This is a genomic window from Sphingobacterium olei (assembly GCF_005048855.1).
Taxonomy (GTDB): domain Bacteria; phylum Bacteroidota; class Bacteroidia; order Sphingobacteriales; family Sphingobacteriaceae; genus Sphingobacterium; species Sphingobacterium olei.
Genome location: NZ_SUME01000003.1, coordinates 517,320 through 540,802 on the forward strand (window position 1 = coordinate 517,320; position 23,483 = coordinate 540,802).

At 38.7% G+C, this 23,483-nt stretch carries 23 protein-coding genes; 16 read left to right on the forward strand and 7 right to left on the reverse strand.

What is annotated here, in order from left to right; all coding sequences use genetic code 11:
- Nucleotides 1-5: 5 nt before the first annotated feature.
- The 3 genes from FAZ15_RS09495 to FAZ15_RS09505 all read right to left on the reverse strand — a co-directional run bounded on the left by FAZ15_RS09495 (nucleotide 6) and on the right by FAZ15_RS09505 (nucleotide 3,454).
- Nucleotides 6-707 (reverse strand): class I SAM-dependent methyltransferase, encoded by a 702-nt coding sequence (locus tag FAZ15_RS09495; RefSeq protein ID WP_136901067.1) that lies wholly within the window; start codon nucleotides 705-707, stop codon nucleotides 6-8.
- Complete coding sequence (gene pncB, locus FAZ15_RS09500; protein WP_136901068.1) at nucleotides 700-1,878, reverse strand: nicotinate phosphoribosyltransferase; 1,179 nt, start codon at nucleotides 1,876-1,878, stop codon at nucleotides 700-702. The genes FAZ15_RS09495 and pncB overlap by 8 nt, the downstream gene beginning before the upstream one ends.
- 220 nt (nucleotides 1,879-2,098) lie before the next feature.
- On the reverse strand, nucleotides 2,099-3,454 hold the full coding sequence (locus FAZ15_RS09505) for a DUF6600 domain-containing protein (protein WP_136901069.1): 1,356 nt from the start codon (nucleotides 3,452-3,454) through the stop codon (nucleotides 2,099-2,101).
- Between the two features lie 273 nt (nucleotides 3,455-3,727).
- Here FAZ15_RS09505 and FAZ15_RS09510 point away from each other — a divergent pair, with 273 nt between their 5' ends.
- Genes FAZ15_RS09510 through FAZ15_RS09530 form a run of 5 tightly spaced genes read left to right on the forward strand, consistent with a single transcriptional unit; the run spans nucleotide 3,728 to nucleotide 7,280 of the window.
- The gene (locus FAZ15_RS09510; RefSeq protein WP_136819870.1) at nucleotides 3,728-4,483 is read left to right on the forward strand and encodes an MlaE family ABC transporter permease; all 756 of its coding nucleotides are present in this window, start codon (nucleotides 3,728-3,730) and stop codon (nucleotides 4,481-4,483) included.
- A 3-nt stretch (nucleotides 4,484-4,486) separates the two neighbouring features.
- Nucleotides 4,487-5,260, forward strand: coding sequence for an ABC transporter ATP-binding protein (locus FAZ15_RS09515; protein WP_136901070.1), 774 nt, complete (start codon nucleotides 4,487-4,489; stop codon nucleotides 5,258-5,260).
- Nucleotides 5,261-5,269: 9 nt separating this feature from the next.
- Nucleotides 5,270-6,268, forward strand: coding sequence for an MlaD family protein (locus FAZ15_RS09520; RefSeq protein WP_136901071.1), 999 nt, complete (start codon nucleotides 5,270-5,272; stop codon nucleotides 6,266-6,268).
- Between the two features lie 13 nt (nucleotides 6,269-6,281).
- The gene (locus FAZ15_RS09525) at nucleotides 6,282-6,986 is read left to right on the forward strand and encodes an RluA family pseudouridine synthase (RefSeq protein ID WP_136901072.1); all 705 of its coding nucleotides are present in this window, start codon (nucleotides 6,282-6,284) and stop codon (nucleotides 6,984-6,986) included.
- Nucleotides 6,987-7,019: 33 nt separating this feature from the next.
- Nucleotides 7,020-7,280, forward strand: coding sequence for a hypothetical protein (locus FAZ15_RS09530; protein ID WP_136819874.1), 261 nt, complete (start codon nucleotides 7,020-7,022; stop codon nucleotides 7,278-7,280).
- A gap of 14 nt (nucleotides 7,281-7,294) precedes the next feature.
- Here the strand turns inward: FAZ15_RS09530 and FAZ15_RS09535 are convergent, their stop codons facing one another.
- Nucleotides 7,295-7,600 carry a DUF4286 family protein gene (locus tag FAZ15_RS09535; protein WP_136901073.1) on the reverse strand — a complete coding sequence of 102 codons (306 nt, stop codon included), beginning with the start codon at nucleotides 7,598-7,600 and terminating at the stop codon, nucleotides 7,295-7,297.
- Nucleotides 7,601-7,766: 166 nt separating this feature from the next.
- On the opposite strand from FAZ15_RS09535, the gene FAZ15_RS09540 reads away from it, so the two are divergent.
- The 9 genes from FAZ15_RS09540 to FAZ15_RS09580 all read left to right on the forward strand — a co-directional run bounded on the left by FAZ15_RS09540 (nucleotide 7,767) and on the right by FAZ15_RS09580 (nucleotide 16,440).
- A complete protein-coding gene (locus FAZ15_RS09540; protein ID WP_162304911.1) occupies nucleotides 7,767-9,614 on the forward strand; it encodes a S9 family peptidase in 1,848 nt (615 codons plus the stop codon).
- Nucleotides 9,615-11,288 carry a sensor histidine kinase gene (locus tag FAZ15_RS09545; RefSeq protein WP_136901075.1) on the forward strand — a complete coding sequence of 558 codons (1,674 nt, stop codon included), beginning with the start codon at nucleotides 9,615-9,617 and terminating at the stop codon, nucleotides 11,286-11,288.
- Between the two features lie 3 nt (nucleotides 11,289-11,291).
- The gene (locus tag FAZ15_RS09550; RefSeq protein WP_136901076.1) at nucleotides 11,292-11,984 is read left to right on the forward strand and encodes a response regulator transcription factor; all 693 of its coding nucleotides are present in this window, start codon (nucleotides 11,292-11,294) and stop codon (nucleotides 11,982-11,984) included.
- Between the two features lie 137 nt (nucleotides 11,985-12,121).
- Nucleotides 12,122-12,595 carry a transcription elongation factor GreA gene (greA, locus tag FAZ15_RS09555; RefSeq protein WP_136901077.1) on the forward strand — a complete coding sequence of 158 codons (474 nt, stop codon included), beginning with the start codon at nucleotides 12,122-12,124 and terminating at the stop codon, nucleotides 12,593-12,595.
- A gap of 147 nt (nucleotides 12,596-12,742) precedes the next feature.
- The gene (locus FAZ15_RS09560) at nucleotides 12,743-13,156 is read left to right on the forward strand and encodes an HIT family protein (RefSeq protein ID WP_136901078.1); all 414 of its coding nucleotides are present in this window, start codon (nucleotides 12,743-12,745) and stop codon (nucleotides 13,154-13,156) included.
- Nucleotides 13,157-13,193: 37 nt separating this feature from the next.
- The gene (locus FAZ15_RS09565; protein ID WP_136901079.1) at nucleotides 13,194-13,847 is read left to right on the forward strand and encodes a DedA family protein; all 654 of its coding nucleotides are present in this window, start codon (nucleotides 13,194-13,196) and stop codon (nucleotides 13,845-13,847) included.
- 7 nt (nucleotides 13,848-13,854) lie between these two features.
- Nucleotides 13,855-14,397, forward strand: a complete 543-nt coding sequence (locus FAZ15_RS09570; RefSeq protein ID WP_136901080.1) for an inorganic diphosphatase — start codon at nucleotides 13,855-13,857, stop codon at nucleotides 14,395-14,397.
- A gap of 7 nt (nucleotides 14,398-14,404) precedes the next feature.
- Nucleotides 14,405-15,721 carry a hemolysin family protein gene (locus tag FAZ15_RS09575; RefSeq protein WP_136901081.1) on the forward strand — a complete coding sequence of 439 codons (1,317 nt, stop codon included), beginning with the start codon at nucleotides 14,405-14,407 and terminating at the stop codon, nucleotides 15,719-15,721.
- A 5-nt stretch (nucleotides 15,722-15,726) separates the two neighbouring features.
- Complete coding sequence (locus FAZ15_RS09580) at nucleotides 15,727-16,440, forward strand: 16S rRNA (uracil(1498)-N(3))-methyltransferase (RefSeq protein WP_136901082.1); 714 nt, start codon at nucleotides 15,727-15,729, stop codon at nucleotides 16,438-16,440.
- Here FAZ15_RS09580 and FAZ15_RS09585 read toward each other — a convergent pair.
- The 3 genes from FAZ15_RS09585 to FAZ15_RS09595 are packed head-to-tail and all read right to left on the reverse strand — an operon-like array spanning nucleotide 16,437 to nucleotide 19,021.
- Entirely contained in the window at nucleotides 16,437-16,919 is a 483-nt protein-coding gene (locus tag FAZ15_RS09585) for a hypothetical protein (protein ID WP_136901083.1), read from the reverse strand. The genes FAZ15_RS09580 and FAZ15_RS09585 overlap by 4 nt on opposite strands.
- 40 nt (nucleotides 16,920-16,959) lie before the next feature.
- Nucleotides 16,960-18,393: an ABC transporter permease gene (locus FAZ15_RS09590; RefSeq protein ID WP_136901084.1), complete on the reverse strand. Its 1,434-nt coding sequence runs from the start codon at nucleotides 18,391-18,393 to the stop codon at nucleotides 16,960-16,962.
- 1 nt (nucleotide 18,394) lies between these two features.
- Nucleotides 18,395-19,021 carry an ABC transporter ATP-binding protein gene (locus FAZ15_RS09595; RefSeq protein ID WP_136901085.1) on the reverse strand — a complete coding sequence of 209 codons (627 nt, stop codon included), beginning with the start codon at nucleotides 19,019-19,021 and terminating at the stop codon, nucleotides 18,395-18,397.
- A gap of 288 nt (nucleotides 19,022-19,309) precedes the next feature.
- Here FAZ15_RS09595 and FAZ15_RS09600 point away from each other — a divergent pair, with 288 nt between their 5' ends.
- Together FAZ15_RS09600 and FAZ15_RS09605 are read left to right on the forward strand one after the other, a co-directional pair.
- Nucleotides 19,310-22,171, forward strand: coding sequence for a TonB-dependent receptor (locus tag FAZ15_RS09600; protein ID WP_136901086.1), 2,862 nt, complete (start codon nucleotides 19,310-19,312; stop codon nucleotides 22,169-22,171).
- A 101-nt stretch (nucleotides 22,172-22,272) separates the two neighbouring features.
- A complete protein-coding gene (locus FAZ15_RS09605) occupies nucleotides 22,273-23,451 on the forward strand; it encodes a hypothetical protein (RefSeq protein ID WP_136901087.1) in 1,179 nt (392 codons plus the stop codon).
- Nucleotides 23,452-23,483: the final 32 nt, after the last annotated feature.

Below are 23,483 nucleotides of genomic sequence, written 5' to 3' on the forward strand. Positions count from 1 at the left end.
ATCATTTATTTCCTCGGTTCCATCCTTACTAGATACTGGTCATTATCATCTTCGAAGAGAATTTGAACAACCCAGTTCTCCGCTCTGGCGATCTCGACAAGCATCTTTTGATCGAGGTATAACCATTTAAAAGGTTCGCCTTTATTTCCGTTGTATTCGTATTGATAATTTATTTCACCAAAATAGTGAACTGGCCGTTGAATGCGGTACTCTTCGTAAAGGTAGGAGATATCTGAACTATCAAACAGCAATTGGCCTTTTTCGCTTAATAATGATTTGCTGTGTTGCAGCAAGTCCCGAAAACCGTCTGTCGTACCGGCAAGCCCTATTCCATTCATTAAGAAGAGCAAGGTATCAAACTGTTGGTTTTTTAATCGAAAAAAATCTTCCTGCAGTATATGTTGTACGCCGCGTTCGCGCATGATATTGCAGGCAGTAGCGGAAACTTCCAATGCCGTAACGTCAAAATTCTTTTCTTGAAGATATAAAGCATGGGATCCAACTCCTGCACCGACATCCAATACCTTGCCATCGCAGAGCGATAAGGCGATAAACTCAAGTTCAGGGAAGTCCTCTTCATCTCGATAAAAAACTTCAATAGGCATATCCTCGATGTCGCCATAGCTGCTATGTAGTAAAAGCGGTTTTTTTAATTCTCCATTCGTATGGAAATCGAATAAAGCTTCTCCGTATACATCTCTAGACATGTTCGCCAATTTGAAGGTATTTTTTTGCCATTTCAATTTCGGCTAGATCTCCCGTATGCTTAAATGGTTCGTCAGATAATTTGATAACCGGAGTCCATTCACCTTCGTCGGGGAGGGCCTCAGTCATTTTTAATACAATATTCATGCGTCCTAACCCAACATCATTAGTGAAATCAGTCCCAATACCAAATGAATGACCGATCTTGTCGGAACAATATTTCACAATCTTCTCTACTTTGTTATAGTCTAACCCATCTGAAAAAATAATGGTTTTGGACAAAGGATCTATTCCTTTACTGACATAATGATCTATTGTTTTTTGAGCAAATGCTATGGCATCTCCACTATCGTGACGGACGCCATCAAAAAGTTTAGTGAGTTTTTTGTCAAATTGTTTGAAGAATGCTTCGGTGGTATACGTATCGGATAGCGCAATTCCTAGATCTCCACGATATACATTTGCCCAATTTTCCAGTCCTAACAGATTCGCCATTTTATAACCGTATTTGGCCGCATGAAACATAAACCATTCGTGCGCATGGGTGCCAATGGGCTTTGTTTGGTACTTCATCGCAAGATGAATATTGCTGGTTCCGATAAAGGTACTAGAGGGGTGGTTTTTTAGGGTTTTTATAACTAGGTCATGCACATCATAGGAGTGGCGACGACGGGTTCCGAAGTCGGCAATCGTGATGTTGAGCTTGTCGTATTTATCCATTTTATTGTCTACGATGCGTACGACTTTTTCATCCGACACACGTATTGCACCTGTGGTTTCGTAGTACAATTCGCTTATCAACGAAAGAATAGGAACTTCCCAAAGAATTGTTCGGTACCAGTAACCCTCGATCTCCACGGTAAGCTTGCTTCCATCTTGCATAATGATGACTTCATCAGGATTGTATCGATACCCCTGCAAAAAATCAAAATACGTAGGATCAATGTAGGGACAGGTTTGGGCAAAAAACTCTTTTTCAGATCGGCTCAACATAAGAAGTGCCATATCGTCTATTGCCTTGCGAAGCTGTACATCAAAGCCAGAAGGGAATTTGTGCTCCCCTCGATTGATGAATTGGTATTTTGCTTTTGCTTTAGGAAACAATTTCACGACCGCATACTGCATTGTGAATTTATAAAAGTCATTATCTAAGATAGAACTGAATTTTGCCATATAAGCTTTATTATACTTCTTTTATTCACGAATTAAATTGCCTACAAACTTAGATAATAATACCGATTATTTCCCTATCACCATTAAAAGTCAAACAGCGAAGCGCTTGTGAATACCATTTAAAAGATATATTAAAGAATAATAATATACATAATAAAAAGAGCGAGCTAGATTACATCCAGCCCGCTTTCGAGTCAATTAAACTTAGAAAAATATACTATTAGCGGCTTCCTCGTCCACTGCTTTTTTCGTTGCTATTGCTACTGCCGCGATTGGCAGATGAAGCGGACGCTTGACGGCTTGGCGCCGAACTTCTCTCCACTCTGGAGCTGGCTGCCGGACGCGATTCACGTACACTTGCCTGTTGCACGCGTTGTGGCGCAGACTGTTGGGTACGCGGCTGACTGCGTTGTTCCCTTTGTTGTTGCTGACGCTGAGCCGGTGGTGTAGCTTTTTGCTGGCTTTCGCGCTGAGGGGCAGCAGTGTTCCTTTCGGCCCTGTTGTTTTCCCTTTGTTGGTTTTGGATCGTGGTATTACGACTTACATTTCCATTCGTACGATTCGGCCGGGCGGCGTTTTGTGTAGCCTGACTTTTAGTACTAGTAGATGTGCGGTTGTTCCCGTTTGTAATTGTCGCGTTCCCATTACGGTCTATCCTCATCTCACGACCATTGTTCGTTCTGGAGTTGTTAGTGCGACCGACGGATGCATCTTGACGATTCGTGTTTCTACTATTTTCTATTCGTCCTCCTGCATTGTTACGGCTGGTGCTGCGGGAAGTATTTGCTACCGGACGACGGTTATTATCTCGATCAACAGTGTTGCTACGTGATGAAGTACGCGTGTTTCTATTCTTGTCATGTTCAGGTCTGTAGATAGAAACCGAACGACTGTCAGCGCGTGAAGCTCCCGGACGATCGGAATGACGTAGATTTCTTACAGTAACACGTTGTCCCAACCTGCGTTCTAAATCTCTACGTGAAGGTCCGCCATAGTAGTGACGGTTGTTAACGACATAGGTGTTGTGTATGATAGTTGTTCTGTTAAAGAAGTTGGATCTTCCTGGGTAACAGTATCTATGTACGTCTCTGGCAAAAATATGGCGCGTAGGTGCAAATATCCATAAATTGATCGGCAACCCAATAGATACACTTACATTGACACGCGGTGCCATCGGAGCCCACCCATAATACCCATCTCCAGAACGCCAGTCTACCCAAGCCGGTCCCCATTCGTATCCGGGTATCCATCCCCAACCTCTGTAATTCGTATATACCCATCTACCATAATGGAAAGGAGCCCATCCCCACGGATAGTTGGAGACCCACGTATTGCCATATTCGGTCATCGACCAATACCCATTGGAGCTATAAGGACGGAAGTCAGAGCCGGCATCGGGAAACCAGATATCTCCGTACGATGGATCATTGTCCCAGTATCCATATGGCGATAATTCGTTGTAAAATACGTCTAACGACATTGCTCCGTTTCCCTGTGCTTTGGTATTAAAGGAGAAGACGCCTGTTAATAAGAACACGATTACTAGAATCCGCTGTATTGTTGTCCGAGTGTTCATAATATCCTTTATTTAAATGAATGATAGCCTCTGTTTTTTAGTAAGACGGTAAAAGGCTAGAGAAGGTTTAATGAGGTTATTTATCGATGTATAGGGAAGCGAAATTATTTAAGGGATTCTTAATTTTTTTTATGAAATCACAAAAAAATTTACCTTTTGCTGATATTCTTATAGTATTTAATCGTAGACAAACGATTAAGAAAATAAAAAGTTTGTACATTTGCCCAAACTTTGTGTGATTAATTTGGTTAAAATACTAACTCCAGAAAATTAATGGGAAGGAAAATAGAAAGTCTACTTATTGAATTCGCGAGAATACATCGTTTTTTTATTCGATTTCTACGTGAATTGGTTACTCCTCCCTTTGAATTTAAAGAGATCATAAGGCAATGTTATGAAATTGGTTGGAAGTCGTTTCCACTGATCAGTTTGACTGGATTTATCGTTGGTTTTGTATTTACTAAACAATCACGTCCTTCCTTGGAAGAATTTGGGGCGACCTCGTGGTTGCCTTCTTTGATTTCAATTGCTATTGTAAGAGCGCTGGCTCCTTTAGTGACGGCGTTGATTGCTTCTGGAAAGGTCGGCTCTCAAATCGGAGCAGAGCTCAGCTCGATGAATGTGACGGAACAGATAGACGCCATGGAAGTGTCTGGTACCAATCCAACCAAATTTTTAATTGTAAGTCGGATTATTGCAACCACCACTATGATCCCTGTACTATGTTTTTATGTTGCAGGTATTGGGTTATTTGGTGGATACCTCAGTATTATAGCCAAGGATGATATCAGTATTTTGAGCTTCTTTAACCAGGTTTTTGAATCGATAGCCGTTAAAGATGTCTTTGCGATGGTAATACGGGCAGTCGTATTTGGTTTTACAATCGGTTTTGCAAGTTGTTATGTCGGCTATTATTCTTCTAAAGGAACCGAGGGTGTTGGTAAAGCAGCGAATTCCGCAGTTGTATCCTCCATGTTTTTGGTTTTCATTGAAGAGCTACTAATTGTACAAGTTTTATCTTTCTTTTAAACCATGGAAAAGGCGATTAAAAACATAAACTTCGAAGATGTAGTCATCCATGTGGATAAGGTCAGTAAATCGTTTGGCGATTTGCATGTTCTCCGTGACGTAGATTTGAAGCTTTATAATGGCGAAAACCTGGTCGTACTGGGTCGATCTGGAACCGGAAAGTCTGTGTTGATTAAATTGATCTCGGGTCTTTTGAAACCCGATCAAGGCGATCTTATGGTATTGGGGGAGCTGGTTAATAAATTGGATGAACGGGAGTTAAGAACGCTCCGTCAACGTATCGGATTCTCGTTCCAAAATAGTGCACTCTATGATAGTATGACTGTTCGTGAAAACCTTGAATTTCCGTTGGTCAGAAATAAGCGAAATTTGACGCGGGCAGAAATTAATAAGGAAGTCGAGGAGGTGTTGGAAGGCGTCGGGCTTTCACAAGCGATCAACCAAATGCCCTCAGAGCTTTCGGGAGGACAACGCAAACGTATTGGTATTGCACGTACCTTAATTCTACGGCCGGATATTATGCTATACGATGAACCCACTGCTGGTTTGGATCCGATCACCTGTCTGGATATTAATTCATTAATCAATGAGGTGCAAGAGCGATATAAAACATCTTCCATCATCATCACCCATGATTTAGCGTGCGCAAAGATGGTAGGAGACCGTATGGTTATGTTGCTTGATGGAAAATTTGAACGGCAGGGTACATTTGAACAAATTTTTGACACGGAGGATGAACGTGTTAAACCATTTTATGATTATAATTTTATTGTCTAAAATAAATATATGAGTACAAGCGAAAAAAGGCGGTCTATAACAGTAGGTTTATTTGTGTTATTAGGATTAGTTATACTAGTGGCAGGAATACTTGTTTTAGGGACGCAGCAAAATAAATTTAGTAAGAATTTAGTCGTTACAACCTATTTTCATGATGTGAAGGGACTGAAGGTCGGAAATAACGTATGGTTTTCAGGTGTGAAAGTCGGTATTGTGAAGGAGATTAAATTTCAGAGCATCGACGATGTGAAAGTTGTAATGCATATTGAAGAAAAATCAAGTCAATTTATCCGTGAAGATGTTGTCGCTAAATTGGGTTCGGATGGTTTAATCGGTAATGCTATTGTAAATCTTATTGGCGGGTCTAACGAAGCATCTCCAATAAAAAATGGTGATGTTATTGATTCGGGAAAAGGAACCGATACGGAAGCGATGTTCGCTACATTGCAGACCAACAATGAGAATTTAGTTGAAATCACTAAAAACTTTGCATTGATATCCAAAGATATGGTCGAGGGAAAAGGGGTTGTAGGCGCTTTACTTACCGATTCAACTATTACTGCATCTTTAGCTGGGTCACTCAATAGTTTGAATAAAGTAATGTCTGATGCCAGTCAAGCCTCTGCAAACTTGGCCGTCTTGACGAAAAAGCTTAACAATAACGAAGGCTTAATCCATGATTTGACAACGGATACCGAAGTGTTTGCAAGTCTAAGGGAGTCCGCTGCTCAACTACAAGGTGTTACACAGACCGCAACAGCTTTGATGAATAACCTAAATGAAACCTCGGCAAGGTTAAATAGTCCGGATAATGCAATTGGTGTGTTGACAAATGATCCTGCTGCCGCCGATGAAATCAAGCAAATTTTAAGAAATTTGAATCTGAGCACGCAAAAGCTAGATCAGAATATGGAAGCCTTACAAAGTAACTTTTTGCTAAGAGGATTCTTTAAGAAAAAAGCAAAGGAGGAAGCAAAGCAGCTAGATAGTCTGCAGGAAGGGAAGTAGCGGCATGGAGGCGATGGAAAAAATTACCGACAAAGACATCTTATTTGAAGATAACCATTATATCGCTGTCAATAAACGGGGTGGTGATATTGTGCAGGTAGATCCTTCTGGCGATAAATCGCTCGAAGAAATGGTAAAAGAGTATCTAAAGATTAAATATAGCAAACCGAATGAAGCTTTTGTCGGGGTTATTCACCGCTTAGACCGTCCTGTTAGTGGAATGATTTTGCTGGCCAAAACAAGTAAAGGACTGGATCGCATGAACCGTCTTTTTCACGATAGGAAAATAGAAAAGACCTATTTGGCGTTAGTGAAGAATAAGCCAGAGCGAATCTCCGGTAAGCTGACCAATTGGTTGCTCCGGGATCGTAAAAAAATGATTACCAAAGCGTATGATCGTGAAGTGAAAAATGGAACTTATGCAGAGTTGGATTATCGGATTGTCGGGCACTTAGACGGGTATTATTTATTGGAAGTAAAACCACTTACCGGCCGTACGCACCAAATTCGATGTCAGCTAGCCTATATGGGATGCCCTATTGTCGGAGACAACAAATATGGGTACCCTCGAGGCAGTAGTCGTCGTACCATTTGTTTGCACTCTAGGTCGTTGGAATTTGTTCATCCGATAAAAGAAGAGTCCGTCACGTTAACAGCGCCATTGCCAATAGATGGTTTTTGGGAGAAATTCGATGTCCTTTTAAAAACTAGTTTGTAATACCAATTGAGTTTTAATTTGTAAGTTTGTATCATGAAGGGATCGATATTATTAGTTCTTCTTTTAGTTTATTTTGCAATAACTATTCAGCCGAATACAGCGGTTGCACAATGTGCCATGTGTTCGCTGAATGCGGAAAATAGCACACAGGGTGAAAACACACAAGGCAAAGGGCTAAATGATGGTATTTTGTTCCTGTTATCGATTCCTTTTATTGTAGGCGCTGGCGTTGGTGTGTTGTGGTATAAAAAATACCGTAACAAAGAAGAAAGAGTGTCTCCGTTCCAACATTAATATTGACTTCTATTTTAATTGCTTTCGCTGCTACCGACGATATATTCCATAATACTATCGAATATAAACGCTTTTTCTAAATAGTTTAACGCGATGTGTTCTTGAAGTAACGATACGTGGTCTTTTTGGAAAGAATGAATAGCTTGCTTATTATCGGTAATAATTTGTACACAGTAGGTCCAACCTTCGTGCGGTGTATCTAGCATTTTTAAAAAATTCACCTCATTTTCGACTTTCGAAAGCCAAGTTGTTTTTACCCAGTTTATTAACTGTTGATGATTTTCGTCATCTACGATAATGGAAATATTGTATAAGTACATTGCGTAAAATTACAATATTTTTTACATCTGGATTTCCTGTTTTTTATCTTTATAAGATAGATTGCTGTAAAATTAAGGTTGCAATGCAAGAGAAGTGTTAAAATTTTCTAATATTTGGGGATACGAGGTATTTAAGATGTGGTTGATTAATAAGCTTAATATTTATATGTTATTTTTCCTGTGCTCCTGTGGAGGTGCTCAGCAAAGTACGATTCCTATACCCGATTTTTTTGAGAAATCCGAGAAAACGAACTTTAAGCTTTCGCCAGACGGAAGTAAGATTGCTTATCTGGGATTGGAAGATCATTGTCGGAATATTTTTGTTTTGGATATCGTAAACCCCGATTCTTCCAAACAACTCACCTATCAGGATAATATGAATGTGCAGTATTTTTTCTGGACAACCAATGATTCTATTGTTTATTCTAATTCGCAGTCCTTTGAAGATAGCCTACGTTTGTACACCATAGATGTCAGATATGAGCTTTCAAAGCTGTTGATCCCCGTTGATGACCATCGAATTCGATGGCTCAATACCACGCGTTCTTTCGACGGTACGATCTTGGCTTTGATGAATAAAAGGGATTCTTCCGTTTTTGACTTATACCGTATTCGATTGGACGGAGCAGGATCCACATTGATCGATCAGAATCCAGGAAATTTTTCGTCGTGGTTTGCGTCAAATGACGGCAAGGTTCGGTTGGTGATGAGTAGCGACAGTGTGGAAGAGACCTTTTGGCATCGTACGGAAGAAGGAATGCCCTTTAACAGTGTAATCAAAACTGACTTTGAATCAACGGTTTTTCCTTTAGGTCCTGTAAAAGGAAATGCAAACAGTATGTATGCCCTATCCAATCTGGGACGAGATAAGCTTGCTTTGGTAGAGATGGAGATTCAACATGGTAAGGAAACAAAAGTTATATTCGAAGATAAAGACGCGGATGTCAATAGAGAAGGGTATTTTTTTTCTAACCAAGAACCTCTATTTAGCGCTGTTTATAAAAACCATAAGAAAGTCACTGTTCACAATCCCAAGCTAGCGCGGATCTACCATCGTATCCAAAAGAAGTTTGACGACTACAGTATAGACATATTGGACGTTGACTCTATGTTCAATACACTTATTTTTAAGACATATACAGATCGTAATCCAGGAAGCATCTATTACTATCATGCGGATAAAGACAAGATCGTAGAGCTGACTACCCAAAATCCAAAGTTGACGGAAAGATCTTTCGGAAAAATGGAAGAAGTTGCTTTTAATTCGAGAGATGGTAGAACAATAAAGGGTTATCTGACTTATCCATTAAAAGCACAAAAATCATATCCTATTGTTGTTTTGGTACATGATGGTCCAAATCGGAGAGATGTTTGGGGGTTTAATGCCGAAGCTCAATTTTTGGCGAATAGAGGATATGCTGTTTTTCAGGTAAATTATAGGGGGTCAACGGGATTTGGAAAAGAATTTTTTACCGCGGGATTTAAACAATGGGGGGGCGAGATTCAAAATGATATATCGGATGGCGTAACTTGGCTTATCCATCAAGGTATTGCAGACAAAGACCGTATAGCAATTATGGGGTCTGGATTTGGGGGATATTCCGCATTATACGCAGCCTGCTTTAATCCTACACTCTATAAATGCGCTATTTCTTCCTCGGGATATACCAATTTATTTACCTATTTTAAAGAAATACCGCCGTATTACCAACAGTATCTTAAGTTATACCATCAGATCATTGGTCATCCCACGCGCGAATATGAACTATTTAAAGCGATCTCACCTTTATTTCACGCTGAAAAGGTCAACATTCCAATTTTGTTTTTTCAAGGTGGAAAAGATAGGCATAGTAGTGTGACGGATGCTAATCAATTTGTTCAAAAAGTAAAAAATAGAGATGTGCCTGTTCGTTATATTTATAAAGAGGAAGAGGGTAAGCGCTTTAGAAAAGAGGAAAATATAATTCAATACTACCAAGAAGTGGAAGCATTTTTAGCTACATATCTAAATTAAATGAATAAATTCGATTTTAGATATCGGAAAAATCTTGGATTGCTACTTGCATTTTTGCTGTTGGTGACGACATTGTTTGTTGTGTCAGGTTTTCTAGCCCGTAACATGACGGTCAATTTTGTGGAGACCGATTTCAACAATCGTAAAGTAGAAGTATTTGACGAATCCATTAAACCCTTTAATGAGTTTTTCAGTACAAAAATACCGGAGGTTTCTTATTTTCAAGGATATATTGATTCCACTCAGGCTTCCGGGTTATCTAGTTCGGTTTTACGCCAATTTCCGTTCGTCGATAAAATAGTGTTCTTCGATATTATCTTCACAAATAAAGATTCGCTGACCAAGGGAGTGAAATTTAATAATTTGGTGATCTCTTCAAAATCGAGCTATGATTATTACCTGAATAAAGATAACAAGCTTATCAGCGAACGTCAGAATATAGATGAGTACCGTAGCTATTCAGACGAATTTAATAATATGGTATTAAAACTTGTTGGCTATTTAGATCGGGTTACCGATTCTATCCGCCTTACAGATAATGAAATCTATAAAGTGTTTTATTCCGTACAGCCAGGTAAAATTACGTATATGAATATCCCACGAATTTCGGATCTGGTCGCTTACAAAGCAATGATGGGAGAGGCAAACTTACCTAAAAGCACGTACGAGCAGGATATGTTTGTGTTCTCCATTAATCCAACGAAAATTAAAATTGTAAATAAGTATCCAAACCTATATGAAGATATTTATATAAAGCCTATCGTAGAACAAGGTGTGATGGAAAGTGAGCCCTATCTCAGTACAGAACTTCCATTGCCTGGTGCACTGTCGGATTATAAATTGCAGTTTGATACGTCTCGTGAATATATCCGAAGAGAGGTGAATAAGCGCTTTTTTCCGGTAATAGCGGCTTTATCCGCTTTATACCTTATTATGTTGTCGATTGGATATTTGATATATCGCAATGTGATGATTAACAGTAAGCTGTATCAGCTTCAGTACGATTTTATCAATAATCTAACCCATGAGTTTAAAACACCGGTTAGCGTAATTAAGATCGCAGGCAACAACATTAAGAGTGCTGAAAACCTTTCGGTCAAGGAGCGGGAAATGTACGGACGAATATTGGATCAGGAAGCCGATAAATTGAATAGTTTGATGAATAAACTCCTTTCCTTTGCACAGATAGAAAATAAGTCGATGAAATTCAATGGCGAGTATATCGATGTGAAGGAATTTTGTGAGCGTGTGTTCGATGCATTTAAATTAAAATATTCGGATTTAAAGCTTAATTATTCCATTGAGGTAGAAAGCGAATTGTATGCTGATCCGGTATTGCTGAATAGTGTATTTCAGAATTTAATCGACAATGCGTATAAGTATTCGCCGGTCGATCGGAAAGTTTTGGAAGTTGTGGTTCAACAAAACAAGAAAAATTTTGTTATTACCTTTGAAGATAAAGGAATTGGTATTGATAAAAAGGAATTTAATAGTATTTTTAAGAAATTTTACCGTGTAAAGAACCAATTCAATCAACAAGGAAGCATTGGTTTAGGTTTAGCTTTTTGTAAAGAGATAACTGAATTTATGGGTGGAGAAATAAAAGTAGAGAGCCAACTTGGTATTGGTACGATTTTTACACTTACGTTTCCATTAGATGTTAAAAAACTTTAATTTATGGATAGAGATATTACAGTGGCGGTCATAGAAGACGACGAAAATTTAAGATTTTTGGTCAGTCATAGGTTGCAAACTGAGAATTATAATGTCATTCAGAGCGGCAATGGCTTGGAAGCCGAAAAGATGATTCTAGAAGAACAGCCTGATATAGTACTTTTGGACTGGATGCTTCCGGGGAAGGAGGGAATCGAAGTATGTGAAGCTGTGCGTAAAGCAGGGTTTGAGAAGATCATTATCATGATGACCGCCAAATCCCAGGATGTGGATAAAATCGACGCCTATAGCTACGGTGTTACCGATTATATCACTAAACCATTTAATATGGATGTCCTAGTTGCTATGATTGAGAACAAGGTGCGCTTTTTCGTGCCGAAAAGCAGCAAAGATATCTACAACTTTGGGAGTACCGAGCATCATCCACAAATCCATTCGCTGCTAAGAGATGGTAAGAAAATCGAACTTACCATATTGGAAAATCGAATTTTGTTGCACTTCCTTCAGAATATGGGGAAAGAAATAACACGCGAAGAGTTGATGGAAGTAGTGTGGGGCTACAGCTCTAATGTGAATACCCGTACGTTGGATATGCATGTTGTGCGTTTACGAAAAAAAATAGAACATAATCCGGATAAACCTATGTACCTGCAAACGGTAAGAGGATTAGGTTATAAATTCGTTGACGAAGAATGATTTATTTAAGTTTGGAAATGTAAAAGAACTTTTCTATCTTCGTAAAGAGAGCAAGACCATATTGTCCTTCAGAGGATAACGTGGTCTTGTTTCTTTTTTTTAAATAAATTGTAAAATAACTAGGTTAAATTAATATTATGGCAGAAGTAACTTATTACACAGAAGAAGGATTGGCAAAGCTGAAGGAAGAAGTTCAGTATTTGAAAACTGAGGGCAGGCTGAAAATAGCGAATGCAATTGCTGAGGCACGTGACAAAGGTGATTTATCAGAGAATGCAGAGTATGATGCAGCTAAAGAAGCACAAGGTTTGCATGAAGCCAAAATCGCTAAGTTAGAAGAGGTGTTGTCAAGTGCTCGACTAATTGATGAATCGACACTGGATACATCAAAAGTTTTAGCCCTTTCTATTGTAAAACTTAAAAACAAGAAAAATGGCGCAGAGATGACCTATCAATTGGTTTCAGAAACGGAAGCGGATTTGAAATCAGGAAAGATTTCTGTGAAATCACCTATTGCACAAGGATTATTGGGTCTTTCAGTCGGCGATGTCGCCAAAGTAGCCGTACCCGCCGGTGAAATAGAGTTGGAAGTATTAGAAATTTCAAGATAGTATAATATTAGGTTATGAGCGGTATTGCCATAACCGCTCACTAATAACGAAAAAGGAGCTCTAAAAGATAGAGCTCCTTTTTCGTTCGTATCTTTTTGCTAGTATCTTTTTGCTATATTTGTTACTTATTTTAATATTGTTAGATATATGTCTACCATTTTTTCAAAAATTATTTCGGGAGAGATCCCAGCTTATAAGGTCGCGGAGAGCAATGATTATTTAGCTTTTTTGGATGTCAATCCTTTGACGAGAGGACACGTTCTAGTAATCCCGAAGAAGGAGACGGACTATATTTTTGATATGGAGGATGAGGGGTATGTTGGGATGTGGATTTTCGCTAAAATTGTTTCTCAAGGCATAAAAAATATATTTCCTTGTCGCAAAGTAGGTATTGCAGTGGTCGGCTTGGAAGTAGCGCACGCTCATATACATTTGATTCCCTTAAATCATGTACATGATATGAATTTCGAAAAACCAAAACTTTCTTTACCAGCGGATGAAATGAATAAGATTGCAGAAGATATCCGTGAATCTATCGCTCGTGTTACAAATTCAAATTAAGTTTGAAATCAACTATTCGAGAATTTAAAAAATAAATATGCAAGAATTCTTAATGTCCTTTCAGCAATTGATGGATCCCGAGTACTTATTAAGTCATGGTGGAATTTACATCGTTTGTCTGATTGTATTTGCTGAGACCGGTTTGTTTTTTGGATTTTTCCTTCCTGGTGACTATTTATTGTTTCTTGCAGGTTTGTTTTGTGCATTAGGAAAAATCGACGTTACCATTACGACCATGTACTTCGGAATATTAGCTGCAGGTATATTTGGTAACTTTGTAGGGTATTGGTTTGGCTATCGAACAGGCCCTATGCTCTTCAAACGACAGGATTCCTTTCTCTTCAAAAGGAAATATGTTATTATGGCCGAAGAATTCTATCAAAAATATGGCGGAACTGCCTTGATTATTGGTAGGTTTGTCCCGATTATTCGTACATTTGCGCCAATATTCGCAGGAGTTGTCAAACTAAATTTTCGAAAATTTGTGCTATTCAATATAATAGGTGCAATTTTGTGGGTTTCTTTATTGACGCTTACAGGCTATTTTCTAGGGGTTCAATTTCCTTGGATAATAGACTATGTCGAATACATAATTGTAGGTCTAATTGTCATAGCATTTTTACCTATAGCAATAGCGCTGCTAAAAAGATGGCTTAAAAACAGAAAAAAAAATAAACATAACAAACAGTAACAAATTAATGAGTACACAACATCCTTGGCATCAAGTTTCTCCCGGTGAGGACTTGCCAAATTCTGTAAATGCTATTATAGAAATTCCTAAAGGTTCAAAAGCGAAATACGAAATCGATAAAGATAGTGGTTTAATCAAATTAGATAGAGTTTTATTTTCATCTGTTATGTACCCCGCTAATTACGGATTCATTCCTCAAACATATTGTGATGATAAAGATCCATTAGATATTTTAGTGTTATGTTCGGTGGATGTGTATCCAATGAGTTTAATTGAAGCCAAGGTAATTGGGGTAATGCATATGATTGATGGCGGTGAACAGGATGATAAAATTATTGCAGTAGCGAAGAATGATATGTCAGTAAACTATATCAATGATTTATCTGAACTTCCTCCGCATACAATGAAAGAAATTGTACGCTTTTTTCAAGATTACAAAGCTTTGGAGGAGAAAAACGTAACAATTGAAAATTTATACGGACGTTCTTATGCTCAAAATGTAATATTGGAAAGTATCGAACTGTATAAAAAGGAATTTGGAAACAAATAACGAGTAAATGGCTCTTGATATTTTTTGGACTGTATTTTTGGTGCTTGCAAATGGATTTTTCGTTGCTGCAGAATTTGCTATTGTCAAAGTAAGGGCTTCTCAAATTGAGCTTCAAGCTAAGTCAGGAAGTAACGTTGCTAAAATAGCAAAAAATATCACGGAGCATTTAGATGGATATCTGGCTGCTACACAGTTGGGTATTACTTTAGCTTCCCTTGCCCTAGGTTGGGTGGGAGAGCGCGTGATGACGGAAATAGTACATGATATATTTGCGGTCTTCAACATTGAATTAGTTGGTTGGTGGGCAAAGTATTCCGGACATGTACTTGCATTTTCTATCATCACGTTCTTACATATCGTATTTGGTGAATTAGCTCCTAAGTCCATCGCAATCCAAAAACCTGTAGCTACGACCATGCGGATTGCATTACCTCTTCAGTTTTTCTATTATATTTTCAGACCAATCATTTGGTTACTGAATGGGTTCGCAAACTTTTTATTAAGACTTATCGGTATTGAAACGCATTCTGGAGAAGCAAATCACTCTTCTGAAGAACTACAGTATTTATTGGAAAAAGGTAGGGAAAGCGGCGCACTGAATAATTCGGAACATGAACTGATTAAAAATGTATTCGATTTTAATGAACGAATCGTAAAGAATATCATGGTGCCCCGTACAAAGATTGTTGCAGTAGAAGTTAACGACCCAGCATATGAATTTATTAAAACCGTAACAGAAGAGGGATATTCGCGTATTCCTATTTATGACGACAATATTGATCAGATTGTAGGTATAGTGCATACCAAAGATATACTTCCACTTATTGTAAAGGGTAAAGATGTGGTGTTGAGGAATATTATGCGTAAGCCTTATTTTATTCCGGAGACGAAGAAAATCAATGATTTGATGGCTGAGTTTCAATTAAAACGCATTCAAATTGCTTTTGTACTGGATGAATTTGGCGGAACGGCAGGTATGGTTACCTTGGAAGATATTGTAGAAGAACTGGTGGGCGAAATTCAGGATGAGTACGATGAAGAAACTCCTGTGGTAGAACGTATTTCGGATACGGAATATATGGTAGATGCGGGAGCGAGTGTACACGATGCCAATAGTCATCTCCCGATAGAATTACCGGAAAGTTCAGATTATGATACGATTGCTGGTTTGGTAAGTCATGTATTTGATAAGATTCCAGATGTGGGCGAGACGACTGAAGAGTTTGGATACAACTTTACCATCATGAAAAAAACGCAGCAAAATATCGAGTTTGTGAAATTGGATTTAGTCGAAACAGGTCATGACGACAATGATGATAAATAAGAAAGATGAATCTTTTTTATACACCTGAAATACAACCCTATCATTCCTCTTTTCTATTAAATGAAGAAGAAAGTAAGCATGCCGTCCGCGTATTGCGCCTTTCTGCAGGAAGCATGATCCATTTGGTAGATGGAAGAGGAGCGATGTATAAAACTGAAATTATTGAAGCTCATCCTAAGAGAACAAGCCTTCGAATTATACACGTTGAAGAAAATTATAATCCAAGTGCCTATCATCTTCATCTAGCAGTAGCGCCTACAAAAAACATAGATCGGATAGAATGGTTTTTAGAGAAAGCTACTGAAATAGGTTTGCAGGAGTTTACACCTGTTATTTGTGCGCATTCAGAGCGCAAAGAAGTAAAGATAGAACGGTTGGAAAAAGTAGCCGTAGCTGCAATGAAACAATCCCTAAAAGCTTATCTTCCCAAGATAAACCCTGCGATTTCGTTTGCTAAATTTATAGACAGCCAACAAGATATACAGTCTACAAAAGCAATTGCCCATTGTGGAGATGGCGATAAAAAATACATTACCAACTCCTTTTCAAGAGAAAAGAACTATTTGATTCTCATAGGCCCAGAGGGCGACTTTTCTGAGCACGAAATCCAACATGCTTTGCAGGTCGGATATACGCCTTTGTCATTGGGAGAGGCGAGACTACGTACGGAAACTGCTGCACTGGCCTCCGTACTAGAAATATCTTTACTTAATCGCTAGTTCACGAGTTCCGCATCTACGATTTGAATTTCCGCATTTCCTTTTAGTGGCTCGGGGTTGAATACCATCTTCCCTTTTAATTTTATAGGTTCGTCCGTGAACTTGATAGTGCCTTTCTTCATGAAAATCTCCACCATGGGTGGTATCCCGTTGGTGCCACAAAACTGACATTGTGTAATGGGTAATACTGAAAGCATAAATGTACTGTGATTACGACCACTTACCAAAGGCACGATATAGCCGGGCAAGTCCACAATTTTATTCTCTAATTTTTTTAATTCTGCCGGATAATGCGGGGTATATACTTTTTTGTTGCCTTCTGTAGTGACTTTGTACATCATTTTGTCGATTGCTTCCCAGGTATTATTCATCATGGGAGTGTGATCCGGCACGTTGAGGTTTGGATAATCTTTGATCTGCGCATTAGAAATCGCGCTGCTCAGGAAGAGTAAATTCAGTATAAGAAATAGTTTATTCATATTTATCTAACTAACTTTTTAGCCATCTAACAATCTTCCCCTATCTAGAAGCTAAAGTTTTTGAAATAGTCGTATTGTACGCTCTGAATGCAGGAACCAGCGCTGCGATGACACCTAACAAAATGGCTGCTACTAAAATAAGAACTTCGTTTGGATATAATTTAAACACTTCGATAAAATCCGCACTTTGGCTTGTCTGTGTGCTGATGTAGTAAAGTATACCATGTCCCATTAATAAACCAATTACTCCCCCTAATAACGTAATTACTAGTCCTTCGACTATTACCAAGGTGAAAAGTTTAGTTTTTGTTGCCCCCATTGTTCGCATGACAGCCATATCATATTTACGTTCTTTCAATGCATTGTACAAACTGAGAAATACACTGAGCCCCGCTATGATCATAATGACATAAGCGAGAATAGCTAAGGAATCTAGACCTACACCGAGTAAAGAGAAAATACGAGAGCTTTCAATCGCTGGCGAGGCAGCTTGCATGTTCGTGGTCTGATTTACCAATCGAGGTATCGTGGCAATAGCAACTGGTGAACTATATTTGACTAACAGGGCGGTGATTTCAACACCCTGATCAGCAATCATGTCTTGGCCTATACTTTTTATAAATCCTTCAGATTGCGGTTTCTCGGTTACCAGCTCTTCTTCTGATGCATTTGTTTGTTCGGGATTTGTTGATGTTGCCGTATCTGAGTGACTGTGATCTGAGTGATCGTGCCCAGCGTGTGCATCGTCATGTTCGTGATGAGGAGATTCCGCTTCATGCTCGTGGTCATGTATTTCATGATCGTGCTCAGCGTGATCATGATGATCGTCGTCTTCATGTTGATGATCTTCTTGGTGGGCTATACCATGCACATCCCAAATACTGGCTAGATTACATAACATCAAATTGTCTACTACGCTATTTGACCGTTGTAAGATACCAACAACGGTAAAAGGGTGTTCATCGTGTACATGTGCGTCTGCCGATAAGCCATGGGCACTGTGGATCTGGTCGCCGATTTTTAACTGCTGTTTGCGCGCCACTTCCTGGCCAATGACGACTTCGAATGATTTCTTCCAAAGCTTGCCTTCTGATATCTCTAGCTCATAGAGCGATAAGAAAGAAGTATCTGTTCCAATAATGCGGTGACCTTTAAAATTATCGCCTAGGGATATAGGTACTGCCAGTTGTATAAATGGATTTTGTGCAATTTTATCGGCTTCGACCAACGGTATATTGCCCGTAGGATTGTCTACATGATATAGTGAGCTTAAAATTAATTGTAGTGGGCTTCCTTTTGCCCCGATGACTAGATCGATGTTTTTGCTGTTGTTTTCAAGCTGTTTTTCAAAGCTGTCTCCTGATATATAAATTACTAATAATATGGATACACCAAAAGCAGTCAAAAATATACTTAATAGCGTTGATCCCCATTGTTGGGTAATGTTCTTCCAAGCTAATGCCAAAGTGTTCATGTCAGAGGTGATAAGTGTTGGAGAAGTTGTCCTTAATTCTTTTGTCGTGTGTGGCGATTAACAGCGTAGCCCCATAAGAAGTAGCCGTTTCCAAAAGTAAGTCTAGAACATGTCTTGTATTGGTGTCGTCCAGCGCAGCTGTTGGTTCATCGGCAACCAATAGTTTTGGTCTATTAACCACGGCACGGGCTATTGCCGCACGTTGCAGCTGTCCTCTGCTCAGTTGGGATGGATAACTGCCTGCTTTGTCGGCTATCTGCAACTTGCCCAAAATTCCTAAAATAGCCTCTCGGTCAATTGCTTTTTTTGCCAAATGTTGCGCCAGTTCAATATTTTCTGTAATTGTTAAGTTTTTTAAAAGATGTGCTTCTTGAAAGATAAAGCCGATGTTTTTCGCACGAAATCCATCCAGCTGGCTTTCGGTAAGTTGGTATACATCTTGCTCTCCGATATAGACCTTCCCATTGGAAGGCTTGGATAGTCCGACCAGTAAATGAAGTAAAGTTGTTTTTCCTGTGCCTGAATCTCCCAATAGAAGGGTGTGTTGATTCTTTTCTATTGTGAAGTCCGGAAATTGGAGTTCGAGCGAAGGGGAATATTTGAACGTAAGATTTTCTGAACGTACCATGAATGAATTTGTCCCAGCAGTTTTTAGTTTCAAGCTTAAAGGTATCAGAAATTGGTCAGAATTGAAAATTCTAATGAAATTATTACAGGATTAACACATATTCTCTTAAAGAAAATTTAACGTATTCTAAATAAGTGCATCTATATCTTATTCCATTTCCGGATATATTGGCAATGACGGGAGGTTGTTAATAAATAATTAACATTAGATTCAACTAAAGGTAATCTATCGGTAACATTGAGTTAATGTGTCTCGTGTACTTTTGTGTTAAATTAAAATTAATTCAAGTTGAAACTAAATTTAAACATTAAAAGGGCAAGTTTACTGTTATTAGGTGTAATAGTATGCTCAGTTGTTTCTGCACAGAAAGTGGATCCGAAAGGAAATGTTTTATCAAAGGATTCCAATAAACAGGATACTACCAAGACATTGAATGCACAACAGAAAAATAGTGCCTCCATTGCGGATGGTGTTTCTGCTTCCGGATCAACTTTAGGTATCCGTGGTAGGATTATCGATGTCGAGACGATGCAGCCAATTTCTGGTGTAAGTGTTTCCTTAGCAGATAATAGTAAAGCGACGTCTACCAATGAAAATGGAGAGTTTATTATTCCGGTAAACAAAAAAGGTATTTATGAGGTCGTAAGTAGCTACTTGGGGTACAATAAAGAGGTTACTCCTGTGGTTTTAGCCGACAAAAACTGGGAAAATATCAGTGTTGTTTTAGTGAATGAGTCATCCACTTTGGATGAAGTTGTTGTTACAAGAAGACGAGTACAGGCCAGTGAAATAGCGCTGTTAGAAGAACGTAAAAACTCAAATCTTTTCGTTGAGAAGATCGGTGCACAGGAGCTATCCAGAAAAGGGGTAGGCGATGCAGCCGCAGCAGTAAGTAAGATATCCGGTGTTTCCCGGCAGGAAGGTAGTAATCAGATCTATGTAAGAGGGTTAGGTGATCGCTATAACTCAAGTAGTTTGAACGGAATGCCTATTCCCTCGAGCAATCCTAGCGAAAAAAACCTTCCTCTAGATTTATTTAGTACTGATATTATCGATTTTGTCTCAGTGGACAAGGTACATAATGCGACTTTATCTGGAGATTTTGGCGGAGCAGGTGTGGATATAGTTACAAAAAATTATACAGGTGATAAGCTTGTAGAAATTTCACTAGGAAGCGGTGTGAACACGAACGCAATTGCGCAATCCGGAAATTTTTTATTGCAGAGAGGCCCTGGCTATTTTGGACACATGAAGTCTGATTTAGCAAGCAATCCTACGCAAAGTTATTTCTTTCAAAACGGACTCAATCAAACGAAAAAGACGCCTGTGCCATCAAATTTCGGTATTCGTGTAGGCAATTCTTACAGATTTGGAAGTGAAGGACGTTTTGGTTTCTTTGCAACGGCAAATTTCGCTAATGGGTTTGAGTACAGAGAAGGAATAAATCAAAATGTCAGTGCTCAGGCTGAGCTGATCAAATCTTTTAACCAAAAAAGATCGAGTTATAAGACGAATTCAACAGGTCTTCTAGGACTAAACTTTTCTCCCAATTCGAAAAATCGAATCAATTACAATCTAGTGTATATAAACTCGTCTAATCAATTTTACGATGAGTTCAGTGGTTATATGGTAGATTTGAATGAGGATGGAATGGGACTTTTGCAGAGATCTACATTTGATCAAAACAGGTTGATAATCAATCAACTTCTTGGTGACCATAAAATAAGCGATAGGTTTGATGTAAAATGGGGAGCGGCCTACAATAGTGTCGAAGGCAATATGCCAGATCGTGTTCAAACAATTTTGGGTTTTAATGAAGCGGAAACTGGATTCGAGGTTCGGTATAATGATCCAACAAATAATCATAGATATTACCATAAGCTTAACGAAGGGGAGTTTGTAGCAAACTTATTAGGAAGTTATCTAATGGACGAAGATGGACGTGGAAAATTAAGCGTTGGATACCAAGGAAGATTTAAACGTCGCGATTTTGAAGCTATACAACTAAATTTAAATATTGCCAGTGAACATCGGTTTTCAACTTTAATAGATCCGTATAATCGTGATGCATTTTACAACGCAGAAAACTATTCTAATGGTTTTTTTACGATTCAAAGCTTTGCAGGAGACGCTCCTATGACTTACGAAGGAAAGCAAGATATACATGCAGCATTTGCGAATGTTGACTATAAGCTATCCGAGAAACTCGTGGCCGTCCTAGGTCTTCGGTATGAACGTATAGGTCAGCTTATCTCCTGGTATACAAATCGCGGACCTGGTGAGAGTGATTTTAATCGAAATGGATATTTACCAAGTCTATCTTTAAAATATGAAGTTAGTCCGAAACAAAATTTGCGGTTGGCAGCTAGTAAGACGTATACATTGCCTCAATTTAAGGAGCGCGCGCGTTTTGTATACGAAGAGGTTACCGAGCAAGAAATAGGAAATCCATATTTGTATCCTTCACAGAATTATAACTTAGATCTTAAATGGGAGCTTTTTCCTACATCGGCAGAACTTCTTTCAGTAGGTGCATTTGGAAAATACATACAGGATCCTATCAACCGAATAACATTAGCATCTTCGGATAATCTTTTGTCGTACGTAAATGTCGGTGATTTAGGATACGTTTACGGACTAGAGCTGGAAATTCGTAAAAATATAATCGATTTTGGCACAAACCGAGGTAGGTTTAGTACAGGTGTAAACACCTCTGTAATGAAAACGCATCAAGATTTAGATTCTGAGAAAGTAAATCGAGAATCTAATAATACGATAAGTATATATACTACAGATAATACATCTAATTTCACCGGAGCCTCGAACTTTTTGGTCAATGCTGATCTCTCATTTCAGAAGAATTTTTCTAAAGGAGGAGATTTTACAGCAACTGTGGTTTACAACTACTTTTCAGATAAGCTATACTCGATAGGGTCAAACGGAAGGGGAAACCTGGTCGACAAGGGAATTTCAACATTAGATGCTGTATTCAAAACAAAACTCAACAATAGATTTGGTATTGATCTTACAGCGCGCAATTTACTAAATCCATCTTTTGAAAGAGATCAACAAAATCCCATAGGAGATGTGACTATACTATCGTATAGAAAAGGCGCTATGTTTAATCTGGGTTTAAACTATAAGTTTTAAAAAATCTATTAACAAATTAGTAACACTAAATTAATAGAGTGGACATAGTAAATTGTTTACTTTGAACCAAATCAGTACAAAAAATTAAAAATTAAAATATAATGAAAAAGTCGATTTCAACGCTATTACTGTTAGCAGCAATGTCTTCCTCAGCTGTTGTTTTTACAACCTCGTGTAGTGATAAGGATCCAATAACCGAAAATCCAACGGGATCGTTCGAATTAAAGAGAGACGATTTTAAGGGCGAAATTAGATCTGGCGAACATGTAACGCTAGAGTCAGGCGTTTATAAATTAACTGGTCAGCTAGTTGTAAGAGATGGCGGGAAATTAACTATAAAACCTGGAGTTATTGTTGAAGCTACAACCTTTGTTGCCGGACAGGAAATACGCTACATTGCTGTGGCACAAGGCGGGCAGATATTTGTAGAAGGAACAAAAGATAAGCCTGTAGTAATGACATCTACAGCAAAAGTGCCTCAATCATGGGGAGGTTTGGTTTTATGTGGTAAAGCTCCGACCAATAGAGCTGCTGCTGGACAGACAGCGAGTTCCGAGGTAGCTGAATTAGCATATGGTGGTAGTGTTCTTAATGATAACTCAGGTTCAGTGCGCTATTTACAAATTTTGTATTCGGGATACTCGTATAATAATGAGAAAGAATTTAACGGGCTTTCAATGTTTGGTGTAGGAAGCGGAACTACGATCGAATACGTTCAAGTGCACGAAGGCTCCGATGACGGTTTCGAGTGGTTTGGCGGAACAGTAAATACAAAATATTTAGTTTCTACATCTAATGAAGACGACCAATTTGATTGGACAGAAGGCTGGAACGGAAGTAACGAGAACTGGTATGGTAAAGAAGGTTTAGGTAGAGGTAATAGAGGAATAGAAGCAGATAATAACGGAGATAACCATACTGCAACTCCTGTTTCGAGTCCTACAATTAAAAATTTAACTTTGATTGGTCTTGCAGATTCCTTTAATGGAACAGAGCAGCAAGGTATAAAGCTACGTGTCGGAACCGCAGGTATTCTTGAAAACGTTGTATTAAGTAACTGGAAAGTAGGTTTGGACGTACAGCATGATGCGACACTAGCACACATTGGTACGGATAAGCTTAAAGTTTCAAAGGTGAAGTTTGATAACGTTGATCAGAAAGTCGCTGGAGTATCCGAAGCTAATTTATCAAAATTTTACTCGGAAGACAATACAGCAACTGGTGCAGGCGCAGGTACAGCTACTCCTGAATGGGCTAAAGGTTGGACTGTAGGGTTGTAGTCCCCTTATATATTATTTTTAATTAACTACTA

Bases quoted from the DNA above. Each gene is read 5' to 3' on its own strand.
- FAZ15_RS09505 (WP_136901069.1), bottom strand. From the start codon at position 3,454: ATGAACACTCGGACAACAATACAGCGGATTCTAGTAATCGTGTTCTTA.
- FAZ15_RS09540 (WP_162304911.1), top strand. From the start codon at position 7,767: ATGTTATTTTTCCTGTGCTCCTGTGGAGGTGCTCAGCAAAGTACGATT.
- pncB (WP_136901068.1), bottom strand. From the start codon at position 1,878: ATGGCAAAATTCAGTTCTATCTTAGATAATGACTTTTATAAATTCACA.
- FAZ15_RS09565 (WP_136901079.1), top strand. From the start codon at position 13,194: ATGCAAGAATTCTTAATGTCCTTTCAGCAATTGATGGATCCCGAGTAC.
- FAZ15_RS09580 (WP_136901082.1), top strand. From the start codon at position 15,727: ATGAATCTTTTTTATACACCTGAAATACAACCCTATCATTCCTCTTTT.
- FAZ15_RS09525 (WP_136901072.1), top strand. From the start codon at position 6,282: ATGGAAAAAATTACCGACAAAGACATCTTATTTGAAGATAACCATTAT.
- FAZ15_RS09585 (WP_136901083.1), bottom strand. From the start codon at position 16,919: ATGAATAAACTATTTCTTATACTGAATTTACTCTTCCTGAGCAGCGCG.
- FAZ15_RS09570 (WP_136901080.1), top strand. From the start codon at position 13,855: ATGAGTACACAACATCCTTGGCATCAAGTTTCTCCCGGTGAGGACTTG.
- FAZ15_RS09510 (WP_136819870.1), top strand. From the start codon at position 3,728: ATGGGAAGGAAAATAGAAAGTCTACTTATTGAATTCGCGAGAATACAT.
- FAZ15_RS09520 (WP_136901071.1), top strand. From the start codon at position 5,270: ATGAGTACAAGCGAAAAAAGGCGGTCTATAACAGTAGGTTTATTTGTG.
- FAZ15_RS09495 (WP_136901067.1), bottom strand. From the start codon at position 707: ATGTCTAGAGATGTATACGGAGAAGCTTTATTCGATTTCCATACGAAT.
- FAZ15_RS09605 (WP_136901087.1), top strand. From the start codon at position 22,273: ATGAAAAAGTCGATTTCAACGCTATTACTGTTAGCAGCAATGTCTTCC.
- FAZ15_RS09550 (WP_136901076.1), top strand. From the start codon at position 11,292: ATGGATAGAGATATTACAGTGGCGGTCATAGAAGACGACGAAAATTTA.
- FAZ15_RS09545 (WP_136901075.1), top strand. From the start codon at position 9,615: ATGAATAAATTCGATTTTAGATATCGGAAAAATCTTGGATTGCTACTT.
- FAZ15_RS09530 (WP_136819874.1), top strand. From the start codon at position 7,020: ATGAAGGGATCGATATTATTAGTTCTTCTTTTAGTTTATTTTGCAATA.
- FAZ15_RS09560 (WP_136901078.1), top strand. From the start codon at position 12,743: ATGTCTACCATTTTTTCAAAAATTATTTCGGGAGAGATCCCAGCTTAT.
- FAZ15_RS09575 (WP_136901081.1), top strand. From the start codon at position 14,405: ATGGCTCTTGATATTTTTTGGACTGTATTTTTGGTGCTTGCAAATGGA.
- FAZ15_RS09535 (WP_136901073.1), bottom strand. From the start codon at position 7,600: ATGTACTTATACAATATTTCCATTATCGTAGATGACGAAAATCATCAA.
- FAZ15_RS09515 (WP_136901070.1), top strand. From the start codon at position 4,487: ATGGAAAAGGCGATTAAAAACATAAACTTCGAAGATGTAGTCATCCAT.
- FAZ15_RS09595 (WP_136901085.1), bottom strand. From the start codon at position 19,021: ATGGTACGTTCAGAAAATCTTACGTTCAAATATTCCCCTTCGCTCGAA.
- greA (WP_136901077.1), top strand. From the start codon at position 12,122: ATGGCAGAAGTAACTTATTACACAGAAGAAGGATTGGCAAAGCTGAAG.
- FAZ15_RS09590 (WP_136901084.1), bottom strand. From the start codon at position 18,393: ATGAACACTTTGGCATTAGCTTGGAAGAACATTACCCAACAATGGGGA.